This window comes from Cupriavidus sp. FW305-26, from assembly GCF_058787975.1.
Genome location: NZ_JBYTAH010000020.1, coordinates 64,895 through 80,276, shown reverse-complemented (window position 1 = coordinate 80,276; position 15,382 = coordinate 64,895). Strand labels below are relative to the sequence as shown.

At 67.7% G+C, this 15,382-nt stretch carries 12 protein-coding genes; 8 read left to right on the top strand and 4 right to left on the bottom strand.

All coding sequences use genetic code 11. The features are described 5' to 3' along the window. Nucleotide 1 precedes the first annotated feature (1 nt). From AC3WQZ_RS13800 to AC3WQZ_RS13785, 4 genes are all read right to left on the bottom strand, one after another. On the bottom strand, nt 2–898 hold the full coding sequence (locus AC3WQZ_RS13800; protein ID WP_010814436.1) for an AAA family ATPase: 897 nt from the start codon (nt 896–898) through the stop codon (nt 2–4). 95 nt (nt 899–993) lie between these two features. After that, entirely contained in the window at nt 994–1,794 is an 801-nt protein-coding gene (locus tag AC3WQZ_RS13795) for an FAD binding domain-containing protein (RefSeq protein WP_010814437.1), read from the bottom strand. Nucleotides 1,795–1,821: 27 nt separating this feature from the next. Continuing rightward, nucleotides 1,822–4,197: a xanthine dehydrogenase family protein molybdopterin-binding subunit gene (locus AC3WQZ_RS13790; RefSeq protein WP_492300739.1), complete on the bottom strand. Its 2,376-nt coding sequence runs from the start codon at nt 4,195–4,197 to the stop codon at nt 1,822–1,824. A gap of 12 nt (nt 4,198–4,209) precedes the next feature. After that, the gene (locus tag AC3WQZ_RS13785) at nt 4,210–4,698 is read right to left on the bottom strand and encodes a (2Fe-2S)-binding protein (protein WP_492300737.1); all 489 of its coding nucleotides are present in this window, start codon (nt 4,696–4,698) and stop codon (nt 4,210–4,212) included. Nucleotides 4,699–5,044: 346 nt separating this feature from the next. Here AC3WQZ_RS13785 and AC3WQZ_RS13780 point away from each other — a divergent pair, with 346 nt between their 5' ends. The 8 genes from AC3WQZ_RS13780 to AC3WQZ_RS13745 all read left to right on the top strand — a co-directional run bounded on the left by AC3WQZ_RS13780 (nt 5,045) and on the right by AC3WQZ_RS13745 (nt 15,348). Beyond that, complete coding sequence (locus AC3WQZ_RS13780) at nt 5,045–5,623, top strand: YqaA family protein (RefSeq protein WP_011614517.1); 579 nt, start codon at nt 5,045–5,047, stop codon at nt 5,621–5,623. 180 nt (nt 5,624–5,803) lie between these two features. Beyond that, the gene (locus AC3WQZ_RS13775) at nt 5,804–9,778 is read left to right on the top strand and encodes a DUF3683 domain-containing protein (protein ID WP_011614518.1); all 3,975 of its coding nucleotides are present in this window, start codon (nt 5,804–5,806) and stop codon (nt 9,776–9,778) included. A gap of 9 nt (nt 9,779–9,787) precedes the next feature. Next, nucleotides 9,788–10,225 carry an HIT family protein gene (locus AC3WQZ_RS13770; RefSeq protein WP_011614519.1) on the top strand — a complete coding sequence of 146 codons (438 nt, stop codon included), beginning with the start codon at nt 9,788–9,790 and terminating at the stop codon, nt 10,223–10,225. A gap of 123 nt (nt 10,226–10,348) precedes the next feature. Further along, nucleotides 10,349–12,214 carry an ABC transporter ATP-binding protein/permease gene (locus AC3WQZ_RS13765; protein WP_011614520.1) on the top strand — a complete coding sequence of 622 codons (1,866 nt, stop codon included), beginning with the start codon at nt 10,349–10,351 and terminating at the stop codon, nt 12,212–12,214. 72 nt (nt 12,215–12,286) lie between these two features. Further along, entirely contained in the window at nt 12,287–12,709 is a 423-nt protein-coding gene (locus tag AC3WQZ_RS13760) for a gamma-butyrobetaine hydroxylase family protein (protein ID WP_011614521.1), read from the top strand. A gap of 34 nt (nt 12,710–12,743) precedes the next feature. After that, nucleotides 12,744–13,475 carry a bifunctional demethylmenaquinone methyltransferase/2-methoxy-6-polyprenyl-1,4-benzoquinol methylase UbiE gene (gene ubiE, locus AC3WQZ_RS13755; RefSeq protein ID WP_010814445.1) on the top strand — a complete coding sequence of 244 codons (732 nt, stop codon included), beginning with the start codon at nt 12,744–12,746 and terminating at the stop codon, nt 13,473–13,475. Nucleotides 13,476–13,538: 63 nt separating this feature from the next. Beyond that, on the top strand, nt 13,539–14,528 hold the full coding sequence (locus AC3WQZ_RS13750) for a Tim44 domain-containing protein (RefSeq protein ID WP_011614522.1): 990 nt from the start codon (nt 13,539–13,541) through the stop codon (nt 14,526–14,528). A gap of 130 nt (nt 14,529–14,658) precedes the next feature. Beyond that, a complete protein-coding gene (locus AC3WQZ_RS13745) occupies nt 14,659–15,348 on the top strand; it encodes a ubiquinone biosynthesis accessory factor UbiJ (RefSeq protein ID WP_041687137.1) in 690 nt (229 codons plus the stop codon). Nucleotides 15,349–15,382 lie beyond the last annotated feature (34 nt).

Below are 15,382 nucleotides of genomic sequence, written 5' to 3'. Positions count from 1 at the left end.
TTCAGCCTCCCGGCGTGGCACCCGCCAGCAGCTCGGCCACGGTGGGGCCGTCCACGCGCGCCAGGTCGTCCTGGTACTTGAGCAGCACGCCCAGCGTGTCGCGCACGGACTGCGGATCGAGCTCGGTCGCGCCCAGCGCGGACAGCGCGCGGCACCAGTCGATGGCCTCGGCGATGCCCGGCGCCTTGAACAGGTCGATGCCGCGCAGCCGGTGGATAAAGTCGATGGCCTGGGCCTGCAGCGCCGCGGCGGCCTCGGGGGCGCGCGCGGCCACGATCTGCAGTTCGCGGTCGCGCTCGGGGTATCCCATCCACTGGTACAGGCAGCGGCGCTTGAGGGCGTCGTGGACTTCGCGGGTGCGGTTGGAGGTGATCACGATCAGCGGCGGGCGCTCGGCGCGGATCACGCCGATCTCGGGGATCGACACCTGGAATTCGGACAGCACCTCCAGCAGGAACGCTTCGAAGGGCTCGTCGGCGCGGTCGATCTCATCGATCAGCAGCACGCGCGGCACGTCGGGCGCGGCGGGGTCGGGCAGCAGGGATTCCAGCAGCGGGCGCTTGAGCAGGTAGTCATCGTGGTACAGCGACTGCGCCTCGGGCCGCTCGCCGCGCGCCTCGGCCAGGCGCAGCGCCATGATCTGGCGCGGGTAGTCCCATTCGTACAGCGCGCTGGCGGCGTCCAGCCCTTCATAGCATTGCAGCCGCAGCAGCCGCGTGCCGAGCACGCCCGCCATCGCTTGCGCCATGGCGGTCTTGCCGACGCCGGGCTCGCCTTCCAGGAACAGCGGCCGCTGCATGCGCAGGGCGAGATAGAGCACCGTGGCGGTCTCGCGGTCGGCGAAGTATTGCTGGCGTTCCAGCTGGGCGATGGTGTCGTCGATGGAGGTGGGAAGCATGAGCAATCTTGTGTGCCAACGCCACAAAAGCGCCGGCGGTTTGCTCCCCTCTCCCGCCGTGCGGGAGAGGGGAGACAACAAGCGGCGGCGAAGCGCTACCCCTTCGCCGCTGCCTCCACTGCCCTTGCCGCCAGCACCGGGATCAGATGCGCCCGGTACTCCGCCGACGCATGCAGGTCGGCATTCAGCGTCGACGCATCGACCTTCACCCCACGCGCCGCCTGCGCGGTGAAGGCGGCCGACAGCGCCTGCTCCAGCGGCTGGCAGCGGAACACGCTGTCGGCCGCGCCTGTCACCGCCACGCGCACCGTGTTGCCGGTGCGCGCCACCATCACGCCCACCAGCGCGAAGCGCGAGGCCGGGTTGCGGAACTTGGCGTAGGCCGCCTGCTCCGGGATCGGGAAGCGCACCGCGGTGATCAGCTCGTCCGGTTCCAGCGCGGTCTCATAGAGGCCCTTGAAGAAGTCGTCGGCGGCGATGGTGCGGCGGTCGGTGACCACGGTCGCCCCGAGCCCCAGCACACCCGCGGGATAGTCGGCAGCGGGATCGTCATTGGCGAGCGCGCCGCCGATGGTGCCCATGGCGCGCACCTGGCGGTCGCCGATGCCGCCGGCCAGTGCCGCCAGCGCCGGGATGCGCCGGCGCACCTCGGCATGCTCGGCCACATCGGCATGGCGCGCGGCGCCGCCGACCACGATCTCATTGCCTTCGACGCGGATCTCGGCCATGCCGGGAATACGCGCCACGTCCACCAGCACGGAGGGCGCGGCCAGCCGCAGTTTCATCGCGGCCAGCAGGCTCTGGCCGCCGCCGAGGAACTTGGCGTCGGGATCGGCCCTGAGCGTGGCCACGGCCGCCTTGGCATCCGCGGCGCGTTCAAAATTGAATGCGTACATGTCGGTTTCCTTTGCGGTGTGCGTGGGTCACGGCCGGGCGGCCTGGATGGCCTGCCAGACCCGGTGCGGCGTGGCGGGCATCTGGATGTCCTTCACGCCCAGCGGGCTGAGCGCATCCACCAGCGCGTTGATGAACGCCGGCGGCGAGCCGATCGCGCCGGCCTCGCCGCAGCCCTTCACGCCCAGCGGGTTGTGGGTGCAGGGCGTGCCGGTGGCGGTCTCGACGGTGAAGTCGGGCAGGTCGCCGGCGCGCGGCATGGCGTAGTCCATGTACGAGCCGGTCAGCAACTGGCCGCTGTCGTTGTCGTAGACGCACTGCTCCAGCATGGCCTGGCCCAGCCCCTGGCCGATGCCGCCATGGACCTGGCCTTCGACGATCATCGGGTTGATGATGTTGCCGAAGTCGTCCACCGCGGTGAACTTGACCACCTGCGACTCGCCGGTATCGGGATCGACTTCCACCTCGCACACATAGGCGCCGGACGGGTAGGTGAAGTTGGTCGGGTCGTAGAACGCGTTTTCGTTCAGGCCCGGCTCCAGCTTGTCGAGCGGATAGTTGTGCGGCACGTAGGCGGAGAGCGCGACTTCGCCGAAGGTCTTGGTGCGGTCGGTGCCGGCCACGCGGAACACGCCGTTGCTGAACTCGATGTCGGTGTCGGCGGCTTCCAGCAGGTGCGCGGCGATCTTCTTGGCCTTGGCCTCGATCTTGTCGAGCGCCTTGACGATGGCCGAGCCGCCCACCGCCAGCGAGCGCGAGCCATAGGTGCCCATGCCGAACGGCACCCGGCCGGTGTCGCCGTGCACGATCTCGACCTGGTCCAGCTGCAGCCCGAGCCGGTCGGCGACCACCTGCGCGAAGGTGGTCTCGTGCCCCTGGCCATGGCTGTGCGAGCCGGTGAACACGGTCACGGTGCCGGTCGGGTGCACGCGGATCTCGCCCACCTCGAACAGCCCCGCGCGCGCGCCCAGCGCGCCGGCGATATTCGACGGCGCCAGCCCGCAGGCCTCGATATAGCAGGAATAGCCCAGGCCGCGCAGCTTGCCGCGCTGCTTCGCTTCGTCGCGCCGGGCCGGGAAGCCCTTGACGTCGGCCAGCTCCTGCGCGCGCGCGAGGCACGGCTCGTAGTCGCCGGTGTCGTAGGTCAGGCCCACCGGCGTGGCGTACGGGAACTGGCGGATGAAATTCTTGCGGCGCAGCTCGGCCGGGTCGATCTTCATCTCGTGCGCGGCGGTTTCTACCAGGCGCTCGACCACATAGGTGGCCTCGGGCCGGCCGGCGCCGCGATAGGCATCCACCGGCGCGGTGTTGGTGAAGACCGACTGCACCTCGGCGTAGATCGCGGGCGTGGCGTACTGGCCCGCCAGCAGCGTTGCATACAGGATGGTGGGCACGCTGCTGGCGAAGGTCGACAGGTAGGCGCCCATATTGGCGGTGGTATGCACCCGCATCGCCAGGAACTTGCCGTCGGCGTCGAGCGCCAGCTCGGCCCTGGTCACGTGGTCGCGGCCGTGGGCATCGGTCAGGAAAGACTCGGAGCGGTCCGCGGTCCACTTGACCGGGCGCCCGATCTTCTTCGAGGCCCAGGTCAGCGCCACGTCTTCCGGGTACAGGAAGATCTTGGAGCCGAAGCCGCCGCCCACGTCCGGTGCGATGATGCGCAGGCGCGATTCGGGTAGCCCCAGCACGAACGCGCCCATCAGCAGGCGTTCGACGTGCGGGTTCTGGTTGGCCACGTAGACGGTGTAGCTGTCGTCCTGGCGCGTGTAGCTGGCATTGACCGCGCGCGGCTCGATCGCGTTGGGGATCAGCCGGTTGTTGACGATGTCCAGCGTGGTCACGTGCGCGGCCTTGGCAAAGGCGGCGTCGGTGGCGGCCTTGTCGCCGTGGCCCCAGGTGTAGCAGGTGTTGGCGGGCACGTCGTCATGCACCAGGGTGGACGCCTTGGCGGCATCCGCGGCGCTGACCACGGCGGGCAGCTCTTCATAGTCGACGTCGATCTTCTCTGCCGCGTCACGCGCCTGCTGCAGGGTCTCGGCGATGACCAGCGCGACCTGGTCGCCGACGTGGCGCACCTTGTCGTGGGCAATCACCGGGTGCGGCGGCTCCTTCATCGGCGAGCCGTCGATGCTGTGGATCAGCCAGCCGCAGGGCAGGCCGCCGACCTTGTCGGCCGCCAGCTCGTCGCCGGTCAGCACGGCGATCACGCCGGGCGCGGCCAGGGCCTCGGTCTTGTCGATCGAGCGGATGCGCGCATGCGCGTGCGGCGAGCGCAGGAAGTACGCGTAGCTTTGCTGCGGCAGCACCATGTCGTCGGTGTACTGGCCGTTGCCGGTCAGGAAGCGATAGTCTTCCTTGCGCTTGACCGGCGCGCCTACCAGGCGCTGGCTTTCGGGTGCGTTCATGGCCGGTCCCCCTTATTCAGCGCTGGCGGCGGTGCCCTGCATGGCCGCCTGGCCCTGCTGCACTGCGCGCACGATGTTGTGGTAGCCCGTGCAGCGGCACAGGTTGCCTTCCAGGTGGGCGCGGATGGTGGCGGCGTCGGCGCCGGGGTGTTCCCGCACCAGCGCGGTGGCGCTCATCACCATGCCGGGCGTGCAGAAGCCGCATTGCAGGCCGTGGCATTCGCGGAAGGCTTCCTGCATCGGGTGCAGCGTGCCGGGAGCGGCGAGGCCCTCAATGGTGGTCACGGCGGCGCCGTCGGCCTGGACCGCGAGGATATTGCACGACTTGACCGCCCGGCCATCCAGGTGGACCGTGCAGGCGCCGCACTGCGCGGTGTCGCAGCCGACGTGGGTGCCGGTCAGGCGCAATTGTTCGCGCAGGAACTGGACCAGGAGGGTGTTGGGTTCTACCTGCGCGTCAACGGACTTGCCGTTGACCGTCAGGCGGATCGGAATCGCCATGCTTGTCTCCATGTGGGGTGGACGCGCATGACCAATTGCCCGAAATCCCGAAAGAACTGCGTGGGACTGGCCACGACGCGGTACTGCCGCTTAAGACGGCTATAGGACGGCTAATTCGTGATATTGGTGCTGCCGCTACAACTGCTGTAGGTGCGCCAGCGCACGCGGCGAGCGGCTTCAATGCTGGCGCGAATGCTGCGGCCGGCGAACGATTGGCCACAACAGGCTCTAACAGTTAATCACAAATCCAGCACAGGTGCCATGTGGTTTGCCCGCTCCCCATTCGCGGGGCGGGGTCCTGGCAGGGCCGCTGCTAGAATGGCCCGGCCCCCTTGCTCACCCTGACATGGAAGCCTTCTTCGACTGGCTGTTCGAAACCATTGCCCTGCCCAAGGTGGGCCTGCCCGCGATCTTTGTGGTCAGCCTGATCTCGGCCACGCTGCTGCCGCTGGGCTCGGAGCCGGCGGTGTTCGGCTACGTCAAGCTCAACCCGCAGATGTTCTGGCCGGCGATCGTGGTGGCCACTGCCGGCAACACCGTGGGCGGCGCCATCGACTGGTGGCTGGGCTATGCCGCCAAGCTGGCGCTGGTGCGCTACCACAAGCGGCGCCGGGCGCGCGAGCACGACCGTGAGCACCTGGAGCACCGCGAGCACGCGCGCAAACCGCCCAAGCCCAAGCTCGACGCGCGCTACTTCCGGTGGATGCGCCGGCTTGGGCCGCCTACGCTGCTGTTCTCGTGGTTGCCCGGCATTGGTGATCCTTTGTGCACTTTAGCCGGCTGGCTGCGCCTCTCCTTCTGGCCCAGCCTGGCCTGGATGGCGGTCGGCAAGTTCATCCGCTATCTGTTCATGACCGCCAGCCTGCTTTGGATCCCGGACAGTTTTTGGCAGAACATTGCGCAAACGTTCAAGGCCTGGTTCTGATCCGGTGCGTTGCCGGCACCACCGTGGGGCGCCATTGCCAGGCCAGAAAGCCGCCTAATCCCTTGTTCCGACAAGGATTCCTCTATGTTGCGGTGCGGCGAAAGCAGGGGTTGAAGTACAATCGCCCTTTAATGAACGATTCGCGCACAGTCCCCGTGCGCAGCAGGAAGCGGTCCCCCAATGAACGCCCCACTCGTGCTCGACGCCAAGCTCGCCGCGCAGGACGCCCCGCCGCGCCTGCGTGAAATCCCTTATAACTACACGTCCTTCTCGGACCGCGAGATTGTCATCCGCCTGCTGGGCGAGGAAGCCTGGCGCATCCTGGACGAGCTGCGCAGCGAGCGCCGCACCGGCCGCTCGGCCCGCATGCTGTACGAGGTGCTGGGCGATATCTGGGTGGTCCGCCGCAATCCCTACCTGCAGGACGACCTGCTGGAAAATCCCAAGCGCCGCCAGATGCTGGTCAGCGCGCTGCACCACCGCCTGAACGAGATCGAGAAGCGCCGCGCCGCCGACCGTGCCGAGCACGCCGAGCCCGCCGCCGAGGACCGTTCGCACCGCGTGGAGCAGCTGGTCGCCTTCGCCAAGCAGGCGATCGAGGACTTCAAGAACGAATTCGCCGCGGCCTACGACCTGCGCAAGCGCGCGCAGCGCGTGCTGGGCAAGGTCACGCAGAAGGACAACATCAAGTTCGATGGCCTGTCGCGCGTGTCGCACGTGACCGACGCCACCGACTGGCGCGTGGAATACCCGTTCGTGGTGCTGACGCCCGATACCGAGGAAGAGATCGCCGGGCTGGTCAAGGGCTGCTTCGAACTGGGCCTGACCATCATTCCGCGCGGGGGCGGCACCGGCTATACCGGCGGCGCCGTGCCGCTGACGCCGATGAGCGCGGTGATCAATACCGAGAAGCTGGAGCAGCTCGGGCCGGTGGAGCAAACCGACCTGCCGGGCGTGTCGCACAAGGTCGCGACCATCTTCTCCGGCGCCGGCGTGGTGACGCGCCGCGTGGCCGACGCTGCCGACAAGGCAGGCCTGGTGTTCGCGGTCGACCCGACCTCGATCGATGCCTCGTGCATCGGCGGCAACGTGGCCATGAACGCGGGCGGCAAGAAGGCCGTGCTGTGGGGCACCGCGCTGGACAACCTGGCCTGGTGGCGCATGGTGGATCCGGAAGGCAACTGGCTGGAGATCACCCGGCTGGACCACAACCTGGGCAAGATCCACGACGTGCCGGTGGCCACCTTCGAACTGAAATGGTCGGACGGCAACCGCGCCCCGGGCGAGAAGGTGCTGCGCACCGAGACGCTGGCCATCGAGGGCCGCAAGTTCCGCAAGGAAGGCCTGGGCAAGGACGTCACCGACAAGTTCCTGGCCGGCCTGCCCGGCGTGCAGAAGGAAGGCTGCGACGGCATCATCACCAGCGCGCGCTGGATCCTGCACCGCATGCCGAAATTCATCCGCACGGTCTGCCTGGAGTTCTTCGGCCAGGCGCGCGACGCGATCCCCAGCATCGTCGAGATCAAGGACTTCCTCGACGCCGAGACCAAGAAGCCCGGCGGCGCCATCCTGGCCGGCCTGGAGCACCTGGACGAGCGCTACCTGCGCGCGGTCGGCTACGCCACCAAGAGCAAGCGCAACGCCTTCCCGAAGATGGTGCTGATCGGCGATATCGTCGGCGACGATGAAGACGCCGTGGCGCGCGCCACCTCGGAAGTGATCCGCATGGCCAACGGCAAGAGCGGCGAAGGCTTTATCGCCGTCAGCCCCGAGGCGCGCAAGAAGTTCTGGCTGGACCGTTCGCGGACCGCCGCCATCGCCAAGCACACCAACGCCTTCAAGATCAACGAAGACGTGGTGATCCCGCTGAACCGGATGGGCGAGTACACCGACGGCATCGAGCGCATCAATATCGAGCTGTCGATCAAGAGCAAGCTCAAGCTGGTCGACACGCTCGAAGCGTTCTTCGCGCGCGGCAACCTGCCGCTGGGCCGCAGCGACGACGCCAACGAGATCCCCAGCGCCGAGCTGCTGGAAGACCGCGTGCAGCACGCGCTGACGCTGCTGCGCGAGATCCGCGCGCGCTGGCGTTACCTGCAGGACCACATGGACGTGCCGCTGACGCAGGCCAAGGCCTCGCTGATCGGGCACGGGCTGGGACTGCTGGGGCAGGAGTTCGATGCGCGCCTGCAGCATCAGCCTGATGCCACCGTGTTCCACCTGCTGCAGGACCGCACCATCCGCGTGTCCTGGAAGGCGGAGATCCGCGCCGAATTGCGCAAGATCTTCAACGGCGGCGAGTTCAAGCCGATCCTGGACGAAGCCCAGAAGATCCACAAGCAGGTGCTGCGCGGCCGCGTCTTCGTGGCGCTGCACATGCACGCCGGCGACGGCAACGTGCACACCAATATCCCGGTCAACTCCGACGACTACGACATGCTGCAGGACGCGCATCGCGCGGTGGCCCGTATCATGGACCTGGCGCGGTCGCTCGACGGCGTGATCTCGGGCGAGCACGGCATCGGCATCACCAAGCTGGAATTCCTGACCGAGGAAGAGATCGGCGACTTCCGCGCCTACAAGCTGAAGGTCGATCCGCAAGGGCGCTTCAACAAGGGCAAGCTGCTGCCCGGCGCCGACCTGCGCAATGCCTACACGCCGTCGTTCGGCCTGATGGGGCATGAGTCGATCATCATGCAGCAGAGCGATATCGGCGCGATTGCCGAGAGCGTCAAGGACTGCCTGCGCTGCGGCAAGTGCAAGCCGGTGTGCGCCACGCACGTGCCGCGCGCCAACCTGCTGTACAGCCCGCGCAACAAGATCCTGGCGACCTCGCTGCTGGTCGAGGCCTTCCTGTACGAAGAGCAGACCCGCCGCGGCATCTCGGTCAAGCACTGGGACGAGTTCTCGGACGTGGCCGACCACTGCACCGTGTGCCACAAGTGCGTGACGCCGTGCCCGGTCAAGATCGACTTCGGCGACGTGTCGATGAACATGCGCAACCTGCTGCGCAAGATGGGGCAGAAGAAGTTCAACCCCGGCACCGCGGCGTCGATGTTCTTCCTCAACGCCACCAACCCCGAGACCATCAACCTGACCCGCAAGGTCATGATCGACTGGGGCTACAAGGCGCAGCGCCTCGGCAATGACGTGCTGAAGAAATTCGCCAAGAAGCAGACCGCGCATCCGCCCGCGACCGTGGGCAAGGCGCCGGTGCGCGAGCAGGTGATCCACTTCATCAACAAGAAGATGCCGGGCAACCTGCCCAAGAAGACCGCGCGCGCGCTGCTCGACATCGAGGACAACGAGATCGTGCCGATCATCCGCGACCCGAAGGCGACCACGCCGGAAACGGAAGCGGTGTTCTACTTCCCCGGCTGCGGCTCGGAGCGGCTGTTCTCGCAGGTGGGCCTGGCCACGCAGGCGATGCTGTGGCACGTGGGCGTGCAGACCGTGCTGCCGCCGGGCTACCTGTGCTGCGGCTATCCGCAGCGCGGCAACGGCCAGTACGACAAGGCCGAGAAGATCGTCACCGACAACCGCGTGCTGTTCCACCGCGTGGCCAACACGCTGAACTACCTCGACATCAAGACCGTGGTGGTCAGCTGCGGCACCTGCTACGACCAGCTCGCCGGCTATGAATTCGACAAGATCTTCCCGGGCTGCCGCATCATCGACATCCATGAATACCTGCTCGAGAAGGGCGTGAAGCTGGAAGGCGTGACCGGTACCCGCTACATGTACCACGATCCCTGCCACACCCCGATCAAGACCATGGACCCGACCAAGCTGGTCAATGACCTGATGGGCGGCAACACCGGCCTGGGCAAGATCGAGAAGAACGAGCGCTGCTGCGGCGAGTCGGGCACGCTGGCGGTGACGCGTCCGGATATCTCGACGCAGGTCCGCTTCCGCAAGGAAGAGGAAATGACCAAGGGCGCCGACAAGCTGCGCGCCGACGGCTTCACCGGCGACGTCAAGATCCTGACCAGCTGCCCGTCGTGCCTGCAGGGGCTGTCGCGCTACAAGGAAGATGCCACGGTGCAGGCGGATTACATCGTGATCGAGATGGCGAAGCATCTGCTTGGGGAAAACTGGATGCCGGAGTACGTCGCGAAGGCGAACGCCGGCGGTATCGAGCGGGTGCTGGTTTAAATCTCGACGATGGCACGCGTACCCAACTGCCCCTTGTGCGAGACCGACGGCGGCGAACTGGTCTGGATGGGCGACCGCGCCCGGCTGATCCTGGTCGAGCATGACCGTTTCCCGGGCTTCTGCCGCATCGTCTGGAACGATCACGTGGCCGAGCTGAGCGACCTGGAGGATGCCGACCAGGCCTGGCTGATGCGGCTGGTCGCACGTGTCGAACGGGTGGTGCGCGAGGTCATGGCGCCGGACAAGGTCAACCTGGCGGCCTTTGGCAATATGGTGCCGCACCTGCACTGGCACATCATCCCGCGCTACCGCTGGGACACCCATTTCCCCGAGGCAATCTGGGCCGCGCCGCAGCGCGCGGCGGATGCCGTGCGCGTGCAGGAGCTGGCCAGCCGGTTGCCGGCGCTGCGTACGGCGCTTTCGCTGCTCGAAGCCGGCGACGCCTGAGGGGCGCGCGGAACCCACGCCTGGCCGTGACCGTCTGAATGCTGTTGCCGCCGTGGCCTGCCGCCACGGTATCCAGAACAACAAGCCCGGCCGGCATCCGCTGACGGGCCAAGCACTGCCGCTATGTCCTCCACTCCGACCTCAGTCACCGTACCGGGCCCTGCCGTCCCTGCCAGGGCCCTCAAGATCCAGAGCCGGCTGCGCATGGCTGCCACGTGGGCGCTGATCAAGCCTTACTGGAAATCCGAGGACCGCCTCGCCGGGCTTGGCCTGCTGGCGCTGGTGGTGGTGCTCAACCTCGGCATCGTCTATATCAACGTGCTGCTCAACGAGTGGAACCGCGTGTTCTACAACGCGCTGGAGCAGCGCGACTACGCCTCGTTCAAGGTGCTGCTGCTGCGCTTCTCGTGGATCGCGGCGTTCTTCATCGTGGCGGCGATCTCGCGCCAGTACTACACCATGATGCTGCAGATGCGCTGGCGTACCTGGATGACCGGCCGCTTCATGGGCCACTGGCTCGGGCACCAGGCCTATTACCGCATCGAGCAGACCCACACCACCGATAACCCCGACCAGCGTATCGCCGACGATTTGCGCCTGTTCACGGACGGCGCGCTGTCGTTGTCGCTCGGGCTGCTCAACTCGGTGGTGACGCTGCTGTCCTTCGTCGGCATCCTGTGGACGGTATCGGGGCCGATCAGCTTTGCGCTGGGCGGCACCGAGTGGACCATCCCCGGCTATATGGTGTGGTTCGCGGCGGGCTATGCGGTGATCGGCTCGCTGGTGGCGCACGTGGTCGGCCGCCCGCTGATCGGCCTGAACTTCCAGCAGGAGCAGTATGAGGCGGATTTCCGTTTCACGCTGGTGCGCCTGCGCGAGAACAGCGAGCCGGTGGCGCTGTACCGCGGCGAGCCCACCGAGCAGGCCGGCCTGCGCGCGCGCTTCGACCGCATCCGCGCCAACTGGAACCAGCTGATGCGCTATACGCGGCGGCTGACCTTTGTCAGCTCCGGCTATGCGCAGTTCGCCATCATCTTCCCGATCCTGGTGGCGGCGCCGCGCTACTTCGCCGGCAAGATGACGCTCGGCGGCCTGATGCAGACCAGCTCCGCCTTCGGCCAGGTACAGGGCGCGCTGTCGTGGTTTGTCGACAGCTACGCCACGCTGGTGGGCTGGAAGGCGGCCGCCAACCGCCTGATCGATTTCCAGGAAGCGATCCGCGTGGCCGAGCGCCAGGACCTGGCGCCGGGCGGCGTGCGCGATATCGAGGTGGAACATACCGGCAAGCCGCAGAATGGCATCACCATCGACGGCCTGGCGCTGGCACTGCCGGTACGCGCCGCGCGCAGCGCGGCCGTGGGCCAGCGGCCGCTGGTGGCGCCGTTCTCGCTGTCGGTCGCGCCGGGCGAGCGCTGGCTGGTCAGCGGCCCGTCCGGCTGCGGCAAGAGCGTGCTGTTCCGCGCGCTGGCGGGGATCTGGCCGTACGGCAGCGGCACCGTGACCATGCCCGACGGCGCGCGCATGCTGTTCCTGCCGCAGCGCAGCTACCTGCCGATCGGCACGCTGGCCGATGCGCTGGCTTACCCGGACGCCGGCACCGTGCATAGCGCGGAAGCGCTGCAGGCGGCGCTGCGCCAGGCGCGGCTGGCGGCGCTGGCGGACCAGCTCGACGTGTTCGACAACTGGGCGCTGCGGCTTTCGCCGGGCGAGCAGCAGCGTCTGGCCTTCGCGCGCGCGCTGCTGCAGAAGCCGGACTACCTGTTCCTGGACGAAGCCACCAGCGCGCTGGACGAGGAAACCGAAGGCGCCATGTACCGGCTGATGGTGGAGTCGCTGCCGCAGGCGGCCATCATCAGTATTGCCCACCGCAGCACCGTGGCGGCCTATCATCAACGGCGCCTGCGTTACGTGCCGCAGGACGGGGAAGCGGCCCGGGCTGCGCAAGCCGGCGAGCCTGGGGTAAGCTATCGGGTCGTATGCGAAGCGTGATGCCGTGCCGTACCGGCAGCATCGCGCGGCAATCACCCCCTCAGGAGCGACCCTAACCGGGCCGCGATCATCATGGCAGGCCTGGAAAAAGACACCCCTCATCCCACCGCGCTGACCGTCCATACGCAATCCCGCGTGCTGGAGATCGGCTTCGACAACGGCCGCAGCTTCCGGCTGCCGTTCGAGCTGCTGCGCGTGTATTCGCCGTCCGCTGAAGTCCAGGGCCACGGCCCGGGGCAGGAAGTGCTGCAGACCGGCAAGCGCGAGGTGGGCGTCAACGCGGTCGAGCCGGTCGGCAACTACGCGATCCAGATCCGCTTTACCGACGGCCACGATACCGGCATCTATTCCTGGGACCTGCTGTACCGCCTCGGCGACAACCAGGATGCGCTCTGGCAGGACTACCTGCAGCGCCTGGAAGCCGCCGGCGCCGACCGCGACACCCCGATGCCCGCCGCCGGCGCTGCCGGCGGCCACGGCTGCGGCCATCACTGAGCCGCGCCGAACCGATTACCCTGGAGTCTGAAAGATGAGTGAAACCCACTTCGGGTTTGAAAAGGTCGACGAAGCGGAAAAGGCCGACAAGGTTGCCGGCGTGTTCCATTCGGTGGCGAGCAAGTACGACGTGATGAACGACCTGATGTCGGGCGGCATGCACCGGCTCTGGAAGATGTTCACCATCGCCCAGGCTGGCGTGCGCCCCGGCCACAAGGTGCTGGACATCGCCGGCGGCACCGGTGACCTGGCCAAGGCGTTCGCGAAGCAGGCCGGCCCGACCGGAGAGGTCTGGCTGACCGACATCAACGAGTCGATGCTGCGCGTGGGCCGCGACCGGCTGCTGAACAAGGGTATCGTCACCCCGGTGTGCCTGTGCGACGCCGAGCGCATTCCGTTCCCGGACAACCACTTCGACCTGGTGACCGTGGCCTTCGGCCTGCGCAACATGACGCACAAGGATGCCGCGCTGGCCGAGATGCGCCGCGTGGTCAAGCCGGGCGGCAAGGTCATGGTGCTGGAGTTCTCCAAGGTGTGGAAACCCCTGGAGAAGGCCTACGACGTCTATTCTTTCAAGGTGCTGCCGTGGCTGGGTGAGCGGGTGGCAGGGGATGCCCCCAGCTATCGCTATCTCGCGGAATCGATCAGAATGCATCCAGACCAGGCTTCACTTGTACGCTTGATGGAACATGCCGGCCTGGAAAATGTCGAATACTTCAATCTGACGGCCGGAGTGGTGGCGCTCCACGTCGGGCGCAAGTATTAAGAAGACTTGAAATCGCCATGCCTCGCCCGCATATAGGGTGAAACTGACAGGGGATAGCAGAATATGTCGTCATTTCGTGGGAAATTCCTGGTTGGGTCGCTGATCACCGCGATTGCCTTGGGAGTAATGTTCGACGCCAATGCCAAGCGCATGGGCGGTTCGCGCAGCATCGGCAAGCAATCTGAGTCGGTCACGCAGCGCCAGCAGGCGCCGCAGCCCACTTCGCCGACCCAGCAGGCGCAGCAGCCCGCACAACAGGCAGCTCCGGCAACGGCCGGTGCGGCCGGCGCGGCCGCGGCCGCGGCGCCCAAGCGCAACTGGGGCGGCATCCTGGGCGGCATCGCCGCCGGCCTGGGTATCGGCTGGCTTCTGTCGCACTTCGGTCTGGGCGGGGCGGCACTGAGCTTCCTGTCCAATCTGATCCTGATCGCGCTGGTGGCGTTCGCCGCGATCTGGCTGATCCGCAAGTTCCGTGGCGGCAGCAAGCGCACCCAGCAGCCGGCCTACGCCGGCGCCGGCAACGCGCCGAACCTGGGCCGCAGCGCCGAGCCCATGTTCCGCGGCGAGCCGACGCCTGTGTCTTCGGGTAGCCCGGCAGGCCCGGCCGCCAATACGGTACTGCCGGCAGCATCGGCAGCCCCGGTCGCGGCCGATGCGGTGGCCCAGCAGCCGTGGGGCGTGCCGGCCGACTTCGATACCGAAGCCTTCCTGCGCAACGCCAAGGTTCATTTCGTGCGCCTGCAGGCCGCGTGGGATGCAGGCAACCTGGACGACATCCGCGAGTTCACCACGCCGGAGATGTTCGCCGAGATCAAGATGGACCTGGCCGACCGCGGCGCCGAGGTCAACAAGACCGACGTGGTCACGCTGGAAGCCCAGCTGCTCGGCATCGAGTCGGCTGCGGCCCAGCATATCGCCAGCGTGCGCTTCTCGGGCATGATCCGCGAGAAGTCCGGCGAGGCGGCCCAGCCGTTCGGCGAGGTCTGGAACCTGGCCAAGCCTGCCAGCGGCACCGGCGGCTGGCTGCTGGCCGGCATCCAGCAAGAGTCCTGATGCCGCACCCCGCGGCGGTGATGCGCCGGGGGGAGTAGCTTAGAATGGAGGCCCACGCGAAAGCGTGGGCCTTTTTTTGTTTGGGACGCCCGACCTGCGGCGTCGCTGCCTGCCCGCCAACCGCGCTGTCATGAATACTCTGCCTTCCGCCCTGGCCATGCCCGCCATCTCGGCGCTGAACCACCTGCTTGAGCAGGAGCCGTGGGCCCGCAACCAGCTCACGCCGTTTGCCGGGCGCGTGATCCGCTTCGATGCGGCCGCCTTCGTGCTGTCGCTGAAGGTGACGGAGCACGGCTGCACCGAACCAGCGCCCGAGGCCGAGGCGCCCGCGGTGACGCTGCGTGTGCCGGTGCAGCAGTGGCCGCTGGTGGCCGCCGACGTGGCCGAAGGCGGCCAGGCCGCCGCCATGCGCCATGTCCGCATCGAGGGCGACGCCGAGCTGGCCAACACCATCTCGACGCTGGCGCGCAACCTGCGCTGGGACGCCGCCGAAGACCTGTCGCGCGCGCTGCGTGGCATCCTGGGCGGGCCGGTGAGCGACAGCGTGGCGCAGCGCGTGGTCGACGGCGCGCGCCAGGTGCATGAGCAGGCCACGCGCGTGGGCCGCGCCCTGGTCGACAACGTCACCGACTACCTGCTGGACGAGCATCCGACCCTGGTGCGCCACGCCGCGCTCGATGCCTTCGGCACCGACGTGGGCCGGCTGCGCGACAGCCTGGCCCGGCTCGAAAAACGGCTGGAGCGGCTGGAGCGCGCCGGCCCGCCGCCGGCTTCCGGACAGTCGGGCCAGTCCGGCAAGCTGCCGTCGCCGCACCGCTGAGCCGGCCGCGCCCCGATCCCATCCACCAACAACA